This window comes from Sporanaerobacter sp. (assembly GCF_047830725.1).
Taxonomy (GTDB): Bacteria; Bacillota; Clostridia; order Tissierellales; family Sporanaerobacteraceae; genus Sporanaerobacter.
On sequence record NZ_CP181252.1, the window covers coordinates 1,746,077 to 1,766,333 of the forward strand.

Annotated in this window: 13 protein-coding genes and 1 rRNA gene; 13 read left to right on the forward strand and 1 reads right to left on the reverse strand. The window is 31.9% G+C overall.

All coding sequences use genetic code 11. The features are described from left to right. Window positions 1–24: 24 nt before the first annotated feature. From ACFWUA_RS08570 to ACFWUA_RS08625, 12 genes are all read left to right on the forward strand, one after another. On the forward strand, window positions 25–5,421 hold the full coding sequence (locus ACFWUA_RS08570) for a diguanylate cyclase (protein WP_416197628.1): 5,397 nt from the start codon (window positions 25–27) through the stop codon (window positions 5,419–5,421). Between the two features lie 86 nt (window positions 5,422–5,507). Continuing rightward, on the forward strand, window positions 5,508–6,524 hold the full coding sequence (locus ACFWUA_RS08575) for a LacI family DNA-binding transcriptional regulator (RefSeq protein ID WP_416197629.1): 1,017 nt from the start codon (window positions 5,508–5,510) through the stop codon (window positions 6,522–6,524). Continuing rightward, on the forward strand, window positions 6,505–6,906 hold the full coding sequence (locus ACFWUA_RS08580; protein WP_416197630.1) for a hypothetical protein: 402 nt from the start codon (window positions 6,505–6,507) through the stop codon (window positions 6,904–6,906). Before ACFWUA_RS08575 ends, ACFWUA_RS08580 begins: the two co-directional genes overlap by 20 nt. A 23-nt stretch (window positions 6,907–6,929) precedes the next feature. Beyond that, on the forward strand, window positions 6,930–7,496 hold the full coding sequence (gene thpR / locus ACFWUA_RS08585) for an RNA 2',3'-cyclic phosphodiesterase (protein WP_416197631.1): 567 nt from the start codon (window positions 6,930–6,932) through the stop codon (window positions 7,494–7,496). 131 nt (window positions 7,497–7,627) lie between these two features. Then, window positions 7,628–9,184 (forward strand): histidine ammonia-lyase, encoded by a 1,557-nt coding sequence (hutH, locus tag ACFWUA_RS08590; protein ID WP_416197632.1) that lies wholly within the window; start codon window positions 7,628–7,630, stop codon window positions 9,182–9,184. Between the two features lie 121 nt (window positions 9,185–9,305). Then, window positions 9,306–11,342 carry a urocanate hydratase gene (locus ACFWUA_RS08595; protein ID WP_416197633.1) on the forward strand — a complete coding sequence of 679 codons (2,037 nt, stop codon included), beginning with the start codon at window positions 9,306–9,308 and terminating at the stop codon, window positions 11,340–11,342. A gap of 23 nt (window positions 11,343–11,365) precedes the next feature. Then, a complete protein-coding gene (ftcD, locus tag ACFWUA_RS08600; protein WP_416197634.1) occupies window positions 11,366–12,262 on the forward strand; it encodes a glutamate formimidoyltransferase in 897 nt (298 codons plus the stop codon). A gap of 9 nt (window positions 12,263–12,271) precedes the next feature. Further along, entirely contained in the window at window positions 12,272–13,525 is a 1,254-nt protein-coding gene (hutI, locus tag ACFWUA_RS08605) for an imidazolonepropionase (protein ID WP_416197635.1), read from the forward strand. Window positions 13,526–13,648: 123 nt separating this feature from the next. Further along, the gene (locus ACFWUA_RS08610) at window positions 13,649–14,107 is read left to right on the forward strand and encodes a chemotaxis protein CheW (RefSeq protein ID WP_416197636.1); all 459 of its coding nucleotides are present in this window, start codon (window positions 13,649–13,651) and stop codon (window positions 14,105–14,107) included. Between the two features lie 20 nt (window positions 14,108–14,127). Beyond that, window positions 14,128–15,306: a sensor histidine kinase gene (locus tag ACFWUA_RS08615; protein WP_416197637.1), complete on the forward strand. Its 1,179-nt coding sequence runs from the start codon at window positions 14,128–14,130 to the stop codon at window positions 15,304–15,306. Beyond that, window positions 15,293–15,955, forward strand: coding sequence for a response regulator (locus ACFWUA_RS08620; protein WP_416197638.1), 663 nt, complete (start codon window positions 15,293–15,295; stop codon window positions 15,953–15,955). Before ACFWUA_RS08615 ends, ACFWUA_RS08620 begins: the two co-directional genes overlap by 14 nt. 14 nt (window positions 15,956–15,969) lie before the next feature. Next, on the forward strand, window positions 15,970–17,397 hold the full coding sequence (locus ACFWUA_RS08625; protein WP_416197639.1) for an aminopeptidase: 1,428 nt from the start codon (window positions 15,970–15,972) through the stop codon (window positions 17,395–17,397). Between the two features lie 60 nt (window positions 17,398–17,457). On the opposite strand, the gene ACFWUA_RS08630 is transcribed toward ACFWUA_RS08625, so the two are convergent. Next, entirely contained in the window at window positions 17,458–18,369 is a 912-nt protein-coding gene (locus ACFWUA_RS08630) for a selenium metabolism-associated LysR family transcriptional regulator (protein WP_416197640.1), read from the reverse strand. Between the two features lie 328 nt (window positions 18,370–18,697). Here ACFWUA_RS08630 and ACFWUA_RS08635 point away from each other — a divergent pair. After that, a 16S ribosomal RNA gene (locus ACFWUA_RS08635) occupies window positions 18,698–20,228 on the forward strand. Window positions 20,229–20,257 lie beyond the last annotated feature (29 nt).

Genomic DNA, 20,257 nt, shown 5'->3' on the forward strand with positions numbered 1-20,257 from the left:
ATTGTTATAGTTACGAGGGGAAGAATGGATATGAAAATAATAGACAATAGATATAAAATTGAAGAATTGATATCTGAATCACTAAGTGGAAGTTCATACTTAGTTACTGATTTGTGGAATAATGATAAAAGACATTTTTTGAAATTTTACAACTATGCCTATAACAAGTATATGAATATAATTAATTATTTAATGAATGAATTTATTTATATATCCAATATAAGGCATAAGAACTTGTTGGCAAGTGAAAATTTTAAAATTGTGAAATCCATAGATAGGGAAAAAATGTGGGTAAATCAATATTATTGTATTACAGAATATGTGGATAAGCCTACTTTGGAAGAGGTTCATGAAGAATTGTCTTTGCATGAAAAGCTATATATTATATTGCAATTGTGTACAGTATTAGATTTCTTGCATTTTAGAGGAATTGTGTATAAACATCTGACTCCTAAAAACATATATGTTTTTGAAGATGGTCAAATAAAAATCAAAGATTTAGCAACTATAAATGAAGAAGTTATTGACAATGATTACAGTGATATAGATAGATTCTTCATAGCATCGGAAGTTTTGCTAAAATTAAATATTGTTGACGAAAAGGCAGACTTTTATTCATTGGGAATGCTAATAAAATATCTATTTCAAGAAGATTTAGACAATACATTTTTATATGATATTAAAAATAAAAATATACACAATTTAAATGATGAACAAATCATATTTTTAAATAATACAATAGAGGATTTGACACGAAAAAGCACTTCGAATAGGATAGGAAACTTAAAAAAATTGATATCAGATTTTAATAGTTATTTTTCTCTTGATTATGTTGTTGATTATAGAGAAGAAAGAGAAGTATTAAATTTTAACACCAAAATAGTAGGCAGAGAAAATGAAATAAAGCAATTACTTGGTATTGATAGAAATTTTGAAGAAAACAAATATGATTTTAATTTGTTTATTGTAGAGGGCGAGGAGGGCATTGGGAAAACTAGATTTTTAAAGGAAATAAACTCTATATTAGAGCTAAAAGGAAGAGAAGTTTATCAAATAGATATAAAAGAAAAAGAAGATATAAGTTTTAAAACTGTAGAAAATGTATTACGACAGATGATAAAATATGCCCCCAAAAATTTAATAGATAAATATGGCTCTGAACTTATAAAGATAATACCTGAATTGAGATTTATAGATGATATATTGCCATCTCCCAATTTACCTGAAGAAAAAGAAAAATTAAGATTATATGATAGAATAGCAAATTTTGTCAAAGATTTGGCAAAAGAAAATCCAATATATATAATTATTGACAATATTCACAATGCAGATGAAGATACTTTGAGACTTATCAATTATATACTACAAAATACAAATGGAGTTCCTCTGCTATTTATTGCATCATACAATGAAGATAAATTAGAAGGGAAAAATATAAATACATTAGTTGCAGATTGGAAATTGAGAAAAAATACAAGAAGTATAAAATTATCTAAATTGGGGCTTTATGAAATCGGAGACATGGTACAGTATATATTAGGAATTAATTTTAGACCTTTAAATTTCTCTACAGCAATTTTAAAGGAAACTTTAGGAAATCCTCGATATATTGAACTTATACTACAGGATTTATTTGCCATAGGAGAATTGTGTATAAATGAAAACGGAAATTGGAATTTAATAAGTATTACCTACTCAGATATATATATGCCATCAGATTTAGATGAAACCTTAAAGAAACAATTGAATTTACTTGAAAATCAATCATTAGAACTTTTGAAAATTATTTCTATATTCAATATTCCTGTATCCAAAAATGTAGTTTTTCAAATGCTTAATGTTGAAACTAATGAATTGAACAATATGATAGAAAAGTTAGTTTCTATGAAGTTGCTAGACGAAAGACTTGGGGATTGGGGATATAGCTATACTTTTTACAATATGCGACTTAAAAAATTGCTTTATTATGAACTAGGTGATCAGGAAAAGGTAAACCTTCACAAAAGAGCATCTGAAGTTTTAGAAAATATATATAGCATGGAGGGTAGAGAAAATATAGATGAGCTTGTATATCATTTAAAGATGTCAAATCAATCTGACAAAGCTGTGGATTATTTGATAAGACAAGCTAAAAAAGTTCAATTCATATTGAGTTCAGAAGCTCTTTCTTTGTGGGAAAAAGCAAATGAATTACTAAAAGATAAGAGAAGTGAATTAAGACTAGAAGTTCTGGAAAATATGGGGAAACTATTTACCCTACGTGGAGAAAATGAAAAGGCCCTAGGAGTTTATAAAGAAATATTGGTTGAAGCTATTGAATTTAATCAAAAAAAATACATTGTTAAAAGCAAAAATAATATGGGTGATATATATTATAGGAGAAATGAAGTAGAAGATGCATTTAAAGTAGGATTGGAAGCTGAGAAAATCGCATATGATATAAATTACGTTGGAGGAATTTTGCATTCAAAAGTACTTTTGTCAAAACTATATGCTTTGAAAGGTAATCTAGATTTGGCACTAGATGAGATAAAAAAGGCACTAGATTTAGCACTAAGAGAAAATAGAGAAGAAAATCTAGGATATATTTATAATCAAATAGGAATTATATATTATTACAATGGAAATGTAGAATTGGCAAGGGAATCTTTTAAAAAGAGTATAGAAGTTTTTCAAAATACAAAAAACTATATAGAAATGACGAAACCTCTAAATAATATAGGTATTATCTATCTTGATTGTTATGGAGATGATGAAAAGGGAATAAAATGTTATGATAGGGCTTTAGATATATGTAACAAATATGGATATTGGGAAATGGAATTGGTCATTTTGAACAATACAGGTGAGACCTGTATGAACAACTATGAGTACAGAAAGGCAAGAGATTATATAGAAAAATCAAGGAATATAGCTATCGATATGGAAGATAGAAGCATGATTTTTTTGACCAATGTAAATTTGGGAGAAATATATTTATTTACTGGAGAGTACGATAGTGCATTTAATTGTTATAGCTTTTTAAAAGAAGAGTTTGAAAAAAATCCTTCTTTTACAAAAGAAATAGTTAATCAGTACTATGCTTTTTTAGGAAACTTTTATTTTAAATTTGGACAATGGGATAGTGCACAAGAATATTATGAAAAAAACATAAGAGAATTTAAAGATTTTAAATTGAATTATTATTTGAGATCAAAATCAAGAATTATAATTATAGATTATTTAAGAGATAGGATATTTGACAAAGATGGAATTGAAGAAATAAGAAATGAATATAGAGAAATCAATATAAATAGAGATAGAATAAAAATTTTAACTGAGTTTGTAGCTATATCGATTTTATATGGAGACAAGGAATATGCTTATGAAATTTTAGAGGAAATAAGGAGTATATCAGATGTTCCTTATTCAGATGTTTTAAACAATGTCCAAAAATTTATAATATTCAGCATGAAGGAAGATAGTATTCAATATCTTATGGAAATTGAAAATAAAATCAAAGATATGGATTTCCCTGAACTTAATTTATTTATGAACTATGCCATTGGGAGAAAGAGCTATTCAAGAGGAGAATATTATAAAGCTATAAATTATTATTTGGAATCTTTAGATATAATGTATAGATTAGTTAAGAAAATACCAGATAAAAGTTTTCAAAAAAGTTATATAGAAAGTCATCAAGGTGACGAAATAAAACATGAAATAAAAAAAATTTTCAAAGAAATATTTGACATAGAAGTTCATTGTGTCTATACAGCTGATATAGCTTCAGGGAAAACTGATATAGAAAATTATTTTGATTTTAAGACATTGTTTGATTTAATAGGAGATGAAGATTTTTCGAAGATTGTTGGTGATAGTTTTTCAAATAACTATATAAAAGATGTAAATAATGTAAATGATCTCATCATGAAATTTGATGATGACTATAAGCACAATTTAGATATTATATTGAGGTATTTAGCTAAAGAAACTGTTGCACAAAAAGGAATTATATTTTTATGCAATGAAGAAAATGATGAATTTGAGGTCATTGCCAGGTTAAAAGATGAAAATATTTCTATGGTCAATGAAAGCATAATAAATATTGTAGAAAAAAGAAAAGATGGGATAGTCATAAAAAACACATTTGGTTACAATAAAAACAATGTGTTTGAAGTTCTTTTGTCTATGGATACCAAAGCATTGATATGTATGCCTATAATCAGAAGGGAAGGGGATATCAAAGAAAATTTAAATGAGAGAAGAAGGAAAAGCTTTGTTATAGAGGATAAAATTGTAGGATATATATATTTAGAAACAGACAGATTATTTAATAGATTTGATTTTGAAAGATTAAATTTGGTAAAATCTCTTTCTCATTTAGCTTTTTTAAATATAGAAAACTACAATCTTAAAATTCTATCTACTATAGATAAGATGACAGGCATATATACAAGGAAGCATTTTGATACATTATTCAGGGAAATTTTATATATATCAAAGAAAAACGATGGAAAGTTTTCTCTATTGATGCTTGATATAGATAAATTTAAAAATATAAATGATACCTATGGACACAGAAAGGGAGATGAAGTACTAAGTTTGATAGGTAAGACACTTCTTGAAAGTACTCGTTCAACAGATATTGTTGCTAGATATGGGGGAGAAGAATTTATAGTAGTATTGCTAAATACTGAGGAAAAAGAAGCAGTAGAAATAGGAGAAAAAATCAGAAAAAAAATAGAAGAATTAGAAATACCAAATATGGATTACCCTCTCACTATAAGCATTGGTATTTCACTATATCCTGAACATAGTCAATATAAAGAAGAATTGATTGAAAAGGCAGATCAAGCACTTTATTGTGCAAAAGAAAAAGGTAGAAATAGAGTTGTATTGTGGGATTCAAATATAGCAAATAATCTCAACAGGGGAGATAGACTTGCGGGAATTATTTCTGGCAACACAGTTCAAGATCAAAGGAATGTACTTGCCATAATGGATGTAGTTGATTTATTGAAAAAGGATATAACTAAAGAAGAGAAAATATATGAATTTTTAGGACGAATTATTGAAACGGTTGATGCAGAACATAGCATATTGATACTTATGAATGATTTAGGTAAGACAGAAAAAATATTTGCTAGGAAGAGATTTGCTTCAGATTGGATAAAACCTCCTAGATACAACAAAAAAATCATAGAAAAAGCAGCAAAAAATAAAAAAGGAGAGTTTTTAATTGATTGGGAAAATATAAAAGATATTGATGTAATATCAGGTGCTCCAAACTGGCAATCGACCATAGTTATACCGCTTGTAGTTAAAGAAGTTGTTAAGGGAATAGTTTATTTAACTGTTCCATTAAGGGAAAAAGAATTTGATTATAACAACTACAATTTGGTAAACACTATATGTGAAGTTTTTTCTGCTGTTATTTAATCTAAATCACAGTATTTTTCTTGCCGAAGAAAATAGAAATGTGATATAATATAGAAAATCATTTATTTGATATGAGGAGGATAAAAATGGCAGCAACAATAAAAGATGTTGCAAAGCTAGCAGGAGTATCTATTTCTACGGTATCAAGAGTCATAAATGACTCAAAGCCAGTGAGCTCTGAGGTTAAAGAAAAAGTATTAGCTGCTATTGAGGAGTTAGGCTACAAACCCAATGAGGTAGCTAGAACTTTGGTTACTAAAAAATCATATTTGATTGGAGTTATAGTATCAGATATTGGTAACTCTTATGTGGCTCAAATGGTTAGAGGAATTGAAGAAGTAGGAAGAATGTATAATTATGATATTCTACTATGCAGTAGCTATGGCGACAAAGACACAGAACTGAGATTTATTCAGCTATTAAATAGAAAGCAAGTAGAGGGTATAATACTCATATCAGAAATTATGAATGAGGAAATAAAAAATCAAATAGCGAGTTCAAAAATTCCCTTTGTATATTTAAATAGGCATTATTATATTAGTGATTTTCCTACCGTTTCTATAGATGATTTCGATGCTTCCTATGAAATGACAAACTATTTGATAAGTTTAGGGCATAAAAATATAGCTTATGTTTCTGTAAAGGATGAAAATAGTTATTCAGTGGAAAATTTAAAAATATCAGGATATAAAAAGGCTATAGAAGAATTTGGTGAAGGTGATGAAATAGTTATTTTTACCAATGAATATACAGTAGAAGAGGGCTATGAGATAGGGAAAGATATACTTAAACTTGTGGATGAATATGATGTATCAGCAGTTTTTTGTAGTCATGATGAATTGGCAATAGGACTTATAAATTTTTTGCATGATAAAAATATTAGAGTTCCCCAAGATATATCTGTAGCAGGATATGGAGATATAAAAATAGCATCGGTATTTAGACCTGAGCTTACTACAATCAAGGAACCTCACTATGATATGGGGGCTGTAGCCATTAGACGAATAATCAAAGAATTAAAAGGGGAAGAAATTGATAAAACACAAATAAAATTACCATTTCAAATAGTGAAGAGGGGAAGCTGTGAAAAAGTTGAATGCTAAAAAACTAAAACCTGTATTTACACTTTTTTTGATAAGTATTGTGGTTGTAGTTGTTTTATCTTTAATTAAAAATCCAGGATTGAATTTTATAGAAAGATTGAGTAATAATTTTTTTGTGGTAGGTATTGTATACCTTGCAGTAGGAGTGATGTTTGAAATAACTTCATGGTCTTTTACTAGAAAATATATTAAAAAACCTATTGACAAAGAAGAAATAGAAGAGCTTAAGTATAGTCACAAAGACGCAGGAGTTGTTTCTAGTATGAACAAGGACAAAGAATACGAGAGAAGAAAAGAAATATTGAATTTATTGTGGAAGATATTCACAATAGTAGGTGCAGTTGATTTTGGATTATCTATTTTAATGATATTGTTTATTTAAAAATAAATTTTATGGTGAATTTTATGAGAAGTTTTATAGCTTTAGAATTTGAAGATGAGCTTAAAGAAAATTTAATTAATATACAAAACAAAGTAAGAGATAATTCCATAAAAGGAACTTGGACTCATAAAGATAATTTCCATATTACTTTAAAATTTCTTGGAGAAATAGACGAAAATTTGATTATAGAGATAGATGAAGCTGTAGAAAAAATATACAAAAACTATAGCCCTATAAAATTAACACTTAGCAGTCTAGGCTATTTTAAAGGTGAAAGAGATTTAAGAGTCTTATGGATTGGAATAAAAGGAGAACTTGATAAGTTAAATGCATTGTATGAAGAAATAGAAAATGGAATGTATTCTTTAGGTTTTGAGAAAGAGAATAGAGCGTTTAAACCACATATAACTTTGGGAAGAAGAGTAGTTCTAAACAAGAATTTTTCTGAAATAAAAGATATCATAAGTGGAGATTTGAATTATGATTTTACCCTGAAAAAAATAACATTGATGAAGAGTGAAGAAATCATGAAAAAAAGGGTTTATACTCCAATAAAAACATATAATTTTAAAAAAATTGACCACAGATAATTCTGTGGTCTTTTTCATACACTTTAGTCAAGTAATGCACCATACAAATAAAATATAATTAAATTTATATTTTATTTTGTTAAAGGATTTTGTAAAAAATTAAAGAATAAATAAAAATGGAGGAGAGAGAAATGAATAAAGTCATAATTGATGGAAACAAATTAACTATTGAAGAATTTATCAATGTAGTAAGAAAAAATTATAAAGTAGAACTATCAGATGAAGCAGTTGAAAAAGTAGAAAAGTCAAGAAGTATTGTAGAAAAATTTGTGGATGAAGAAAAAGTGGTTTATGGAATTACAACAGGATTTGGGAAATTTAGTGATGTACTTATATCAAAAGATGAGACTAAGATATTGCAAAGGAATTTGATAGTTAGCCATTCTTGTGGAGTTGGGGAGCCTTTAGATGAAGAAATAGTTAGAGGTATAATGTTACTTAGAGCCAATGCGTTGGCTAAAGGATATTCAGGAATTAGGCTTTCAACATTAAATACATTGATAGACATGTTAAACAAAAGTGTCCACCCCGTTATACCAGAAAAAGGTTCTCTTGGAGCAAGTGGAGATTTAGCACCATTAGCACATATGGTATTGGTGATGATAGGAGAAGGAGAAGCATATTTTGGTGGAGAAAGAATGTCTGGGAAAAAAGCTATGGCTTTGGCAGGTATACCTACAGTGGAACTTACATCTAAAGAAGGTCTAGCTTTAATCAATGGAACTCAAGTCATGACTTCTATAGGTGCATTGACAGTATATGATAGTATAAATTTAGCTAAGATGGCAGATGTATCTTCAGCTTTGACCAGTGAAGCATTAAATGGTATAGTTACTGCATACGATGAAAAAGTGCATCAAGTAAGACCTCATAGTGGTCAGATCAATACAGCTAGAAACTTGTTAAAACTTCTTGATGGGAGCAATATGACTACAGAACAAGGAGAAATAAGAGTTCAAGATGCTTATTCTTTGAGATGTTTGCCACAAATTCATGGAGCTAGCAAAGATGCAATAGAATATGTAAAAGAAAAAGTAAATATTGAGATAAATTCTGCAACTGACAATCCATTGATATTCAATGAAGAAGAAGCAATATCTGGTGGAAATTTTCATGGACAGCCAATGGCACTAAGCTTTGATTTTTTAGGTATTGCATTGGCAGAGCTTGCAAATGTTTCTGAAAGAAGAATAGAAAGATTGGTAAACCCAGCACTTAGTGGACTTCCAGCATTTTTAGTCGAAAAAGGTGGACTAAATTCAGGATTTATGATTGTACAATATGCAGCAGCTTCTTTAGTTTCAGAAAACAAAGTATTGGCTCACCCTGCTAGTGTTGACTCTATACCATCATCAGCAAACCAAGAAGACCATGTTTCTATGGGAACTATTGCTGCAAGAAAGGCAAGAACTATATTAGACAATACTAGAAAAGTATTATCTATGGAACTTTTAGCATCCTGTCAAGCAATAGATTTAAGAGGAAATAGAGGATTGGGAAAAGGAAGCAGTATTGCATATAATATAGTTAGAGACCATACAGAAAAGATAGAAGATGATATAATAATGTATAGGGAAATAAATAAATGTGAAGAGCTAATAAAGTCAAATGTTATTTTAGATGAAATTGAAAAACAAATAGGTTCAATATTTGCATATAATAAGTTAGAGACCATACAGAAAAGATAGAAGATGATATAATAATGTATAGGGAAATAAATAAATGTGAAGAGCTAATAAAGTCAAATGTTATTTTAATGAAATTGAAAAACAAATAGGTTCATTATATTAAAAAAAAGGAGGAGTTTTTATGGTAAACAATATTGATATTTCAAAAGCTATGACTATTAAGTTAGACAATGAATTGCCTCCAATGCCTAAATTTGTTGAAGGTGTAAGGAGAGCACCAAAGAGAGAATTTAATTTAACACAAAAAGAAACTGAAATAGCACTAAAGAATGCACTAAGATATGTTCCAGAAGAATTGCATGAAAAATTAGCTCCAGAGTTTCTAGAAGAGCTATATACTCGTGGAAGAATCTATGGATATAGATTTAGACCAGAAGGACAAATCAAGGGCAAACCCATAGATGAGTACAAAGGCAATTGTATTGAAGGAAAAGCTTTTCAAGTAATGATAGACAACAATTTAGATTTTGATGTAGCATTGTATCCTTATGAACTTGTGACTTATGGGGAAACAGGACAGGTATGCCAAAACTGGATGCAGTATAGACTTATAAAAAAATATCTTGAAGAATTGACAGATGAGCAAACTCTTGTAGTTGCATCAGGGCATCCTGTAGGACTATTTAAATCTTTCAAACATAGTCCAAGAGTCATCATAACAAATGCATTGATGGTTGGTATGTTTGATGATCAAGAACACTGGATAAAAGCTCAAGCTATGGGATTTGCAAACTATGGGCAAATGACTGCTGGTGGATGGATGTATATAGGGCCTCAAGGAATAGTTCATGGAACATATAATACTATTTTAAATGCAGGTAGATTAAAACTTGGAATTCCAGAAGATGGAGATTTAAGAGGACATTTATTTGTAAGTTCTGGATTGGGAGGAATGAGTGGAGCTCAAGGAAAAGCTATAGAAATAGCTAATGGTGTTGGAATAATAGCTGAAGTTGATTATTCGAGAATAAAAACTAGATTGGATCAAGGATGGATAGATAGATGTTCAGATGATTTAGATGAAATATTCTGTATAGCTAATGAATATTTAGAGAAAAAAGAGCCTATAGCTATAGCTTATCATGGAAATATTGTAGATTTACTTGAATATGTAGTTAAAAAAGATATAAAAATAGATCTTTTATCAGACCAAACTTCTTGTCATGCACCTTATGATGGAGGATATTGTCCTCAAGGTTTGACTTTTGATGAGAGAACAGAAATGTTAAATACAGATAAAGAACAATTTGTTAAACTTGTAGACAAGACATTGAGACATCATTTTGAATTGATAAAAGAATTGGTAGATAAAGGAACTTATTTCTTTGACTATGGAAATAGCTTTATGAAAGCAGTATTCGATGCAGGAGCTAAAGAAATAGCTAAAAATGGAGTTGATGAAAGCGAAGGGTTCATATTCCCATCTTATGTAGAAGATATAATGGGACCAATGCTATTTGACTATGGATATGGACCATTTAGATGGGTATGCCTAAGTGGAAAACATGAAGATTTGATAAAAACTGATAAGGCTGCAATGGATTGTATAGATCCAAATAGACGTGGACAAGATAGAGACAATTATATTTGGATAAGGGATGCAGAAAAACATGCTTTGGTTGTAGGAACTCAAGCAAGAATACTTTATCAAGATGCACTAGGTAGAAGAGATATTGCTCTTAAATTCAATGAAATGGTAAGAAATGGAGAAATAGGCCCCGTAATGATAGGAAGAGATCATCATGATACAGGTGGAACAGATTCACCATTTAGAGAAACTGCAAATATAAAAGACGGAAGCAATATAATGGCTGATATGGCTACTCATTGCTATGCAGGAAATGCTGCAAGAGGAATGAGCTTAATCGCTCTACACAATGGTGGTGGAGTAGGTATAGGGAAGTCTATCAATGGAGGATTTGGACTAGTACTTGATGGAAGCGAAAGAGTTGACCAAATCATAAATACTGCTATGCCTTGGGATGTCATGGGAGGAGTAGCAAGAAGATCTTGGGCTAGAAATGAAAATTCAATAAAAACTTGTATTGAATATAATGAAAAACATGAAAAAACAGATCATATAACTATTCCTTACGTAGCAAATGATGAACTTGTAAGAAAATTAGTTGATGAAACTTATGAAAAATATAATAAATAAATTTTTTAGTAGGAGGAGATTCAATGGCTAGACTTATAGAATGTGTTCCAAATTTTAGTGAAGGTAGAAATACAGAATTGGTCGAAAAAATATTGGACGAAGTAAGAAAAGTAGAAGGTGTGAAGCTACTTGATTATTCTTCAGACAAAGATCACAATCGTACAGTAGTTACTTTCATTGGAGAGCCAGAAAAGGTACTTGAAGCTGCATTTAATGCATGTAAAAGAGCTTCTGAACTAATTGATATGACAAAACATACAGGAGAACATCCAAGAATGGGTGCAACAGATGTTATACCTTTGATTCCTATATCTGATGTGACTATGGAAGAGGCTGTAGAATTATCCAAAAAATTGGCAAAGAGAATAGGCGAAGAATTAAACATACCTGTATTTCTCTATGAAAAATCTGCAACAGCTTCTCATAGAGAAAATTTAGCAGAAGTTAGAAAAGGCCAATATGAAGGAATGGCTGAGAAATTAAAAGAAGAAATGTGGAAGCCAGACTTTGGGCCAGCTGAGTTAAATATTAAATCTGGTGTAACAGCAGTAGGAGCTAGAATGCCATTAGTTGCATTTAATGTAAATTTGGGAACTAACGATATAACTATAGCTAAAAAAATAGCTAAAGCTGTAAGAGCAAGTAGCGGAGGATTAAAGTATTGCAAGGCTTTAGGCATAGAGATAAAAGAAAGAGATATTGTTCAAGTAACAATGAACATGGTAGACTATACAAAGACACCTCTATATAGAGTATTTGACATGATTGAAAGAGAAGCAAATAGATATGGTGTAAATGTCATAGGGAGTGAAATAATAGGATTAGTACCTATGAATGCTCTTATTGACTGTGCTGATTATTATTTAAAAATTGAAAACTTTGATTATGGACAAATACTAGAAAATAGAATATTTGAATAAGGTGATAAAATGAGAGCCACTGTAGTTATAAAAAATATTTCCAATTTGATAACCATGGAAGGCCCAAATAGACCTAGGGTTAAAGAAGAAATGAGAGATATTGGTCTAATTCAAAATGGAATTGTAGCTATAAATGGAGATGAAATCATCTATGTGGGAAAAGGAGAACTTCCATCCCACATAGATGTAGATGAAAAAACAATATTTATTGATGCAAATGGGAAAACTGTAACTCCTGGACTTGTAGATTCTCATACTCATTTAGTTCATGGAGGTTCAAGGGAAAACGAACTAGCTATGAAATTAAATGGAATGGGATACTTGGATATATTGAAAATGGGTGGAGGAATACACAGTACTGTCAAAGCAACTAAAGAGGCAAGTTTTGAAGAACTTTATAAAAAAGCAAAAAAAAGTTTAGATATCATGCTTTCTTACGGAGTGACAACTGTTGAGGCAAAAAGTGGATATGGAATAGATGATTTTGATACTGAATTGAAACAGTTAGAAGTAGCAAAAAAATTAAATGAAGATCATCCTGTAGATATAGTTTCCACTTTTTTAGGAGCTCATGCAATACCAGAAAAGTACAAAGCGAATTCAGATGAATTTGTAGATCTATTGATAGAAGAAATGATTCCAGAAGTAAGTAATAGAAAACTGGCGAAATTCTGTGATGTGTTTTGTGAGGAAGGTGTTTTTAGTGTAGAACAATCAAGGGAAATATTAAATGCAGGCAAAAAATATGGCTTAATTCCTAAAATTCATGCAGATGAAATAAAGCCACTAGGCGGTGCTGAATTGGCTGCAGAAGTAGGTTGTATAACTGCAGATCATCTTGTAGCTGCTAGCGAAGAAGGAATGAAAAAGATGGCTGAAAGTAAAGTGATAGCCAATTTATTGCCAGCAACATCTTTCAATTTACAGACTGGTAATTTTGCAAAAGCAAGAAAAATGATAGAAATGGGTATACCTGTATCTCTTTCCACTGATTACAATCCAGGTAGCTGCCCTACGGAAAATATGCAGTTGGTAATGAGTTTTGCTTCACTTATAATGAAGCTTATACCAGAAGAAGTCATAACTGCAGTAACAATAAATGGGGCTTGTGCCATAGGGTTAGAGAAGGAAATAGGTAGTATAGAAAAAGGGAAAAAAGCGGATATTGTCATATTTGATTCTCCAAATTTAAATTATATAATATATCATTTTGGTATAAATCATGTTGAAAAAGTTATAAAAAAAGGTATAATTGTAAGGTAAAGAGCACGCTTTGCACACGAAAGTGTGCTTTTTTTAAAAAAAGAGGAATTTGAATAATTATGTAGAATTATAAGTAGAAAAGTATATTTTACTTATACAAAACGGAATAAAGGGGGATGAAAAATGGCAGAACAACAATATGTGGTATTTAAACTAGGCAAAGAAGAATATGGCATAGATATAATGAATGTTAAAGAAATTGGCCCATATCAAGAGTCTGTAAAAGTTCCAAATACTCCTGACTTTATAGAAGGTATAATAAATTTTAGAGGGAAAGTAATACCTATAGTTAATTTAGGGAAAAGATTTAATTTAAAAGACAACGGGATTACTAATGACACAAGGATAATCATTATAAATTTAAAAGATAAGCAAGTTGGATTTGTTGTAGATGAAGCTTCACAAACTGTAAGATTAGATGACAAAGATATAGACCCTGCTCCAGACATTATATCGAGTGTAGATAAAAGATATATTACAGGCGTAGGAAAGTTAGATGAGAAAAGATTACTTATACTAATAGACCTTGAGAAGGTTTTAAGTGATGAAGAAAAAGATGAATTAGTAAAAATGGAATTGTAGAAGAATTAGAGGTGTAAAAAATGAGTGATTCTGTCTTAGATGTTAAAAGGATAAATCAAATACTTAACGAAACAATAGACGCTATAGAAAAAAATAGGGAAGAGATTTTTGAAATAACAGAGCATGCTAGAAGAGAGTGCAAAAACATAGAAGAAGAACTAGAAAAAGTCAAAATAAGAGTCAATGAAGTTGTTGATGAAGTGGATAATTTAGAAGTAGAAGACAAGAAGAGCAGAATGAAATTAGCAAATGTTAGCAAGAACTTTCAAGTTTATAATGAAGAAGCTATAAGAAAGGCCTATGAAAAGGCTAATGATTTAAGAGTATTGCTCACGCTGAAACGAGAAGAAGAGAGAACACTCATTGAAAAAAGAAGAGAGTTAGAAATAAGATACAAAGAGTCTTTGATAGTTTTAGAAAAAGCAGAAAAGATTAATAAGCAAGTAGGTGTTGCAATAGAATACTTAAAAGGCAATTTAGATGATATTTTAGTTGCTGTAGATGATTTGAGCAAAAAACAATACTTAGGTATCAAAATAATAGAAGCTCAAGAAGAAGAAAGACAACGTCTAGCAAGAGATATGCATGATGGGCCAGCTCAGTCAATGGCTAATATTTTAGTAAAAGCTGAACTCTGTGAAAGACTTATAGATTCTGATAAGGATAGAGCTAAGTATGAATTGGTCAATTTAAAAGATATAGCAAAGGGAAATTTGAAAAGTATAAGAAAAATTATTTATGATTTAAGACCCATGTCTCTAGATGATTTAGGATTAGTACCTACTTTAGAAAGATATATTTATAATTTTGAAAGAGAAAGTGGAATTGATGTGAACTTGAATACAGTAGGTGATATGAACAAAGTTGAATCAGTGATAAAAATTGCTGTTTTTAGGATAATGCAGGAATCCCTCAACAATATCGAGAAACATTCGCATGCAAAAAATGTAGATATAAAGATAGAGAAGACTTTAACTAGGTTAAATTTAATAGTAGATGATGATGGAGATGGATTTGATATTTCGAGAAATCCAATTGATAGGGATTTACATTCTGGTGGTTTTGGATTAATAAGTATGAAAGAAAGGGCTGAACTCTTAAATGGAAAATTTAAGGTAACATCATCTCCGGGCCTGGGAACCAAAGTATATCTCTCTATACCATTAAGTGAGGAGGAAAATGTCCATGAAGGAGAATAATATTACAGTCATGATAGCAGATGATCATGTACTTTTAAGAGAGGGATTAAAGCAGATATTAGAACTTGAAGATGATATCAATGTCATCGGCCAAGCAGGAGATGGGGAAGAAACAGTTGAAAAAGCCTTGGAATGTAAACCAGATGTCATACTTTTAGATATAAATATGCCTAAATCTAATGGCATAGATGCATTAAGACGGCTCAAAGATTTAGGGATAAATTCAAAAATCATCATGCTTACAATTCATGATGATAGAGGATATCTACTAGAAACCATGAAGATGGGAGCAAATGGATATGTATTAAAGGATTCAGATGCAGACAGTCTAATCAAGGCCATAAGAGATGTGAAAAATGGCAAAACTTATATACAACCTAGTGTGGCCTCAATATTAGTGGAAGAGCTAAATTCTGAAGAAACTGATAAAAGTGGAGATTATAAAAAAGTTCAATCTTTAACTAAAAGAGAGTATGAAGTTTTAACACTAATAGCTGAAGGTTTAAATAATAGGGAAATTGCAGATAGGCTATTTATTAGCGAAAAGACAGTTAAAAATCATGTATCTAATATCTTTAAAAAAATTGATGTTAGTGACAAAATACAAGCTGCCATTTTTGCTTATAAAAATAATATTAAAACTATATAGATGGAGGGACTAAAATGACAAACAAAAAAGACGCAAAACAATTAAAAGAAAATTTGACATTTGAATTTAAAAATGTATGGGATGCACTATCAGCTGAAGAAGAAAAAGAACTATTTGAAGTAAATGAAGATTATAAGAAATTTTTAGATGATGGCAAAACTGAAAGAGAAGCAACAAAAGATATAATAAGGAGAGCTGAAGCAAAAGGATTTAAATCCCTAGATGAAATAATGAATTCAAATAAAAAATTGGCACCAGGAATGAAGGTGTATGCAAACAATAAAAACAAAGGGGTTGCATTGTTTATAATTGGAAAAGAAGACATATCTGCTGGAATGAATATAGTAGGATCTCATATAGATTCTCCAAGATTAGACTTAAAGCAAAATCCGTTATATGAGGATTCAGACATGGCATATTTAAAAACCCATTATTATGGTGGGATAAGAAAGTACCAATGGGTTTCACTACCACTTGCACTACATGGAGTAATTATCAAAAATAATGGAGAAAAAGTGGATATTGTTATTGGAGAAGACGAGAATGATCCTGTATTCTTCATATCTGATTTATTGCCACATTTGGCAAAAGACCAAGGAAGTAAAAAATTAGATGAGGCAATAGCAGGAGAAGGTTTAAATATTATCATAGGTAGCATACCTTATACATCAGATGATATAGATTCAAAAGTAAAGTTAAATGTATTGAAGATATTAAATGATAAATATGGCATAACAGAAGAAGACTTTACTACAGCTGAAATCGAAGCTGTACCAGCAGGTAAGGCAAAAGATTTAGGTATAGATAGAGGCCTTGTATTGTCCTATGGGCATGATGATAGAGTATGCGCTTATACTTCTTTACGAGCAATTTTAGAAGTTGAGAATCCTGAAAGAACTGCTGTAGGACTATTTGTAGACAAAGAAGAGATAGGAAGCGTAGGAAATACAGGTATGCATTCTAGATTTTTTGAAGATACTGTTGCAGAAATAGTATATCTTCTAGATGAAAATGCAAACAATATTAAAATTAGAAGAGCTTTAGCTAATTCAAGAGTTCTATCTTCAGATGTAGCTGCTGGATATGACCCAAATTATGCAGATGCATTTGAAAAAAGAAATAGTGCATATTTAGGCAAGGGCATTGCATTGGTTAAATATACTGGCTCAAGAGGAAAAGGTGGGTCTAATGATGCAAATGCTGAATATATAGGAGATATTAGAAGAATATTTAATGAAGCTAATGTTATGTGGCAGACTGCTGAATTGGGAAAGGTTGATCAAGGAGGCGGAGGAACTATTGCCTACATTTTAGCTAATTATGGCATGGAAGTAGTCGACTGTGGAGTTCCTGTACTTAGCATGCATGCACCTTATGAAGCTGTAAGCAAGGCAGATGTTTATATGACTTATAGAGGATATAAAGCATTTTACAATGCATAAAAAATCAGGCTATAGCCTGATTTTTTTATGCAAAAACATATTTTTTTCAAATTAAGTTCTTTAAATAGAAATATTTGATATGTATTCTAATATAAAATCTTTAAAAGTTTCGCACAAAGGCGATAATTGTCTACTTTTGTGATAGACAAAATAAAACTTTCTATTTAGATTTAAGTTTTTAACATTATAAACTTTAAATTTGTTGCAAGCTAACTCTTCTTGAATTGCCCTTTCTGAAAGAAAACTTACTCCTACCCCTAAAGAAACTAAAGTTTTAATGGTTTCAGCATCTTCTACATAAGCTATAGTTTTTAATTGACTGCGTGAAATTTTATTTTTATCCAATTCATTTTCGAGAAGTTCTCTTGTTCCAGAGCCTTTTTCTCTTAAGATAAGCTTATATTTTGTGAGTACGCTTGTGTCTAGAATACTATAATTTTCTGCAGGAAACTCGTTATTATTAGGGGTAACTAATAGCAATTTATCTTCAATCAATTCAATGTATTCTAGATGATTTGATTGATATTTAGCACCTACTATGCCAAAGTCTGTTTCACCTTTCAATATACTTTTAACAACTTCCTTTGAGTCTTTATCTTTCAATGAAAAAGTTACATCAGGATATATTGTGATAAATTCTTTCAATATACTAGGTAATACATATTTTCGTGGTACAGAGCTAGAACAAATATCTAAATGACCTTGTACTTTTCCTCTATAGGAATCTAAATCAAATTTAGCCATTTCACAAGTATTTATAATATTTATTGCATACTTATATAATATACTTCCCGCTTCTGTGAGGGTCATGTTTTTACCTGAACGATTGATAAGTACCGTTCCGAGTTCCTTCTCTAAATTTTGTATGTGGCTAGTAACAGTAGGTTGTGTAATGAAAAGTTTTTCTGCAGCTTTTGAAAAACTTTTTAGCTTTGATACTTCCACAAATGTTTCTAATTGACGTAAATCCAAATATATCACCACTTTCAAAATCATATATTCAATTATATTCTAACAATATATATCGTTTTATGCTACATAATAGGCAAAAAAAAATTTAAAATAAAAAAAGAAAAAACCTATTGACAAAGTGAAAAAAACCTGGTATATTTTTAAGAGTTGTCGCTGATATAGCATAAACAAGTTGAAGTAATAAATGAAATAAAAAAATGAAATAAAAACTTGACAAACCAAAAAAACTATGCTATATTATAAAAGTCAACTGTGACAGAACCATGAAAATTGAACAGCGTGAAACAATCCTTGAGTTTAATTAAAATTTTTAAGACAGGTAAAACTTTTTTATGAGAGTTTGATCCTGGCTCAGGACGAACGCTGGCGGCGTGCCTAACACATGCAAGTCGAGCGAAGAATACATAAAGAAATCTTCGGATGGAATTATGTATTTCTTAGCGGCGGACGGGTGAGTAACGCGTGAGGAACCTGCCTTGTACTAGGGGATAGCCTCGGGAAACCGGGATTAATACCCTATGATACTTGAAAGTCGCATGACTTTCAAGTCAAAGCGATTTAGCGGTACAAGATGGCCTCGCGTCCCATTAGCTAGTTGGCGAGGTAATAGCTCACCAAGGCGACGATGGGTAGCCGGCCTGAGAGGGTGAACGGCCACACTGGAACTGAGACACGGTCCAGACTCCTACGGGAGGCAGCAGTGGGGAATATTGCACAATGGAGGAAACTCTGATGCAGCGACGCCGCGTGAGCGATGAAGGTTTTCGAATCGTAAAGCTCTGTCCTAAGGGACGATAATGACGGTACCTTAGGAGGAAGCCCCGGCTAACTACGTGCCAGCAGCCGCGGTAATACGTAGGGGGCGAGCGTTGTCCGGATTTATTGGGCGTAAAGGGTGCGTAGGCGGCCTTGTAAGTCAGATGTGAAATCTCACGGCTTAACCGTGGTAAGCATTTGAAACTGTGAGGCTTGAGTACAGGAGAGGAGAGTGGAATTCCTAGTGTAGCGGTGAAATGCGTAGATATTAGGAGGAATACCAGTGGCGAAGGCGACTCTCTGGACTGTAACTGACGCTGAGGCACGAAAGCGTGGGGAGCAAACAGGATTAGATACCCTGGTAGTCCACGCCGTAAACGATGAGTGCTAGGTGTCGGGGGTCAAACCTCGGTGCCGCAGTTAACACATTAAGCACTCCGCCTGGGGAGTACGGTGGCAACACTGAAACTCAAAGGAATTGACGGGGACCCGCACAAGCAGCGGAGCATGTGGTTTAATTCGATGCAACGCGAAGAACCTTACCAGGGCTTGACATCCCCCGGACCGAACTAGAGATAGTTCCTTCCCTTCGGGGACTGGGGAGACAGGTGGTGCATGGTTGTCGTCAGCTCGTGTCGTGAGATGTTGGGTTAAGTCCCGCAACGAGCGCAACCCTTGTCTTTAGTTGCAAACAGTTAGGCTGTGCACTCTAAAGAGACTGCCGATGACAAATCGGAGGAAGGTGGGGATGACGTCAAATCATCATGCCCTTTATGTCCTGGGCTACACACGTGCTACAATGGTCGGTACAACGGGCAGCCACTTAGTGATAAGGAGCTAATCCCACAAAACCGATCCCAGTTCGGATTGTAGGCTGCAACTCGCCTACATGAAGCCGGAGTTGCTAGTAATCGCGGATCAGAATGCCGCGGTGAATGCGTTCCCGGGTCTTGTACACACCGCCCGTCACACCATGGGAGTTGACAATACCCGAAGTCGGTGAGCTAACCGTAAGGAGGCAGCCGCCGAAGGTAGGGTCAATGACTGGGGTGAAGTCGTAACAAGGTAGCCGTATCGGAAGGTGCGGCTGGATCACCTCCTTTCTAAGGAGATTAGTTTCACGCTGTTTTAA